Consider the following 1,809-nt stretch of genomic DNA (forward strand, 5'->3'; position numbering starts at 1 on the left):
GTGGTATGGGCGGCAATTGCCCGTTTTCAGCCAGCGACGGCGGCGTGCGCTCGTTGCTCGGTCGCACCAATCGCGACTGGTGGCCCGATGCGCTTCAGCTCGACATCCTGACACAGAACGGCAGTTCGCCCGATCCGATGGGGCCTGACTTTGATTATGCCGAATCATTTCAGCAGCTCGATTACGCGGCACTCAAGGCCGATCTCAAAGCGCTAATGACCGACTCACAGCCCTGGTGGCCGGCGGATTATGGCCATTACGGGCCGTTCTTCATCCGCATGGCCTGGCACTCAGCCGGCACCTATCGCACCGCAGACGGGCGCGGTGGATCGAGCAGCGGACAGCAGCGCTTTGCACCGCTCAACAGTTGGCCAGATAACGGCAATCTCGACAAGGCCCGCCGCCTGTTGTGGCCGATCAAGCAAAAGTATGGCAAGCACATCAGCTGGGCAGATCTGTTCATCCTTACCGGCAACGTTGCGATCGAATCTATGGGCGGCCCGGTGTTCGGCTTCGGCGGCGGTCGCGCTGACGTCTTCGAGCCGGAACGCGATGTCTATTGGGGCACCGAGGAAGCCTGGGTTGATGATGGCGCACAAACCCGCATCCAGCCGGACAAGGGCTGGGATCTCGAACACCCGCTCGCCGCGATCCAGATGGGGCTGATCTATGTCAACCCCGAAGGCCCGGGCGGTAACCCAGATCCCTTGCAATCAGCGCGCGACATGCGGCTGACCTTTGAGCGGATGGCAATGAACGACGAGGAAACCGTCGCGTTGACCGCAGGTGGTCATGCCTTTGGCAAGGCGCATGGTGCTGCGCCTGCCGATTCATTGAGCGGTGCGCCTGAAGCTGAAGCCATGGAGCTGATGGGCTTTGGCTGGGCAACCGATGCCGAGCATATCAGCAACGGCCACATTACTACATCAGGAATCGAGGGTGCCTGGACGCCCAACCCCACCGCATGGGGCGGCGACTATTTTCGGCTGCTATTTAAATATGACTTTGAGCTGGTCCGTAGCCCGGCCGGCGCACAGCAGTGGCAGCCGATCAATCCCGATCCGGAAGATCTTGCCCCCGATGCGCGCGATCCTTCCAAAAAAGTGCCGACGATGATGACCACCGCCGACATGGCGCTGAAGATGGATCCGGAATATCGCAAGATCTCCGAGCGCTTTCGCGACGATCAGGCAGCGCTTGACGATGCCTTTGCCCGCGCATGGTTCAAGCTTACGCATCGCGACATGGGGCCAAAGGTGCGCTACCTTGGGCCCGAAGTTCCAGCCGAAGACCTGATCTGGCAGGATATCGTTCCCGCCGGGGCCATGCCGTTTCAGGCCGAGGTAGAGCGCTTCAAGGCTGCAATCCTGGCGAGCGAGCACAGCGTGGCTGAGCTGGTCAAGGCGGCCTGGGCGTCGGCATCGACCTATCGCCGTTCTGACCATCGCGGCGGCGCAAATGGCGCGCGCGTGCGCCTTGCCCCGCAGAAGGACTGGCCGGTCAACGATCCGGCAGAATTGGCCGGCGTGCTTGCCACGATAGAGCGCCTGCGCGGATCGATGTCGATGGCAGACGCCATCGTGCTGGCAGGATCTGCGGCAGTCGAAAAGGCTGCGCGCGATGCGGGCTTCGACGTTTCCGTGCCGTTTACCGGCGGCAGAGGCGATGCCAACGCCGAGCAGACCGACGCCAACAGTTTCGAGCCGCTTGAACCGCGTGCTGACGCGTTCCGCAACTATCTCGCGACCAAGCAGAGCGTGAAGACCGAGGAACTGATGCTCGATCGTGCGCACCTGCTGGGGCTGTCGA

Annotated in this window: 1 protein-coding gene; it reads left to right on the forward strand. The window is 62.0% G+C overall.

What is annotated here, in order from left to right; genetic code table 11:
• Positions 1 to 5: 5 nt before the first annotated feature.
• Positions 6 to 1,809 (forward strand): catalase/peroxidase HPI (gene katG, locus ACEW8G_RS12550; protein WP_373488752.1); only part of this gene is annotated, 1,804 nt, incomplete at its 3' end.

Source organism: Blastomonas sp. (assembly GCF_041747255.1).
Taxonomy (GTDB): domain Bacteria; phylum Pseudomonadota; class Alphaproteobacteria; order Sphingomonadales; family Sphingomonadaceae; genus Blastomonas.